The organism is Bartonella sp. AA86SXKL (assembly GCF_042196885.1).
In genome coordinates this window covers 1-279 of sequence record NZ_JBHIRE010000099.1, presented here as the reverse complement: position 1 = coordinate 279, position 279 = coordinate 1, and the positions used below count along the sequence as shown (strand labels likewise).

The window sequence follows — 279 nt, the reverse complement described above, 5'->3', positions numbered from 1 at the left end:
GTCAAAAAAGCGCCGTTTATTCCAACCATGAAAAATTGCATCAGTGACTGAAAATGAGGACCAGCTTTATACCAATGAGCCTGTGCAAAAACCAACGCGGCTGTGATCAACAAGCTGGAAAGTAAAAGCATCATAGAACTTAAACGATCAAGGACCAACACAATTCCAAAGGGAGAAGGCCAATTGCCAAGCCGATAAACATCGGCAGCCGGCGCAACTTTAAGAGCATGGATAATCAATAAAACAGCAACAATGACTAATAATCCGGTAGAAGAAATG

1 pseudogene is annotated in these 279 nt (G+C 41.9%); it reads right to left on the bottom strand.

Features of this window, described 5'->3' with window-relative positions:
* Positions 1 to 279, bottom strand: a pseudogene (locus tag ACFIO5_RS10120) (monovalent cation/H+ antiporter subunit D); the annotation flags it as partial.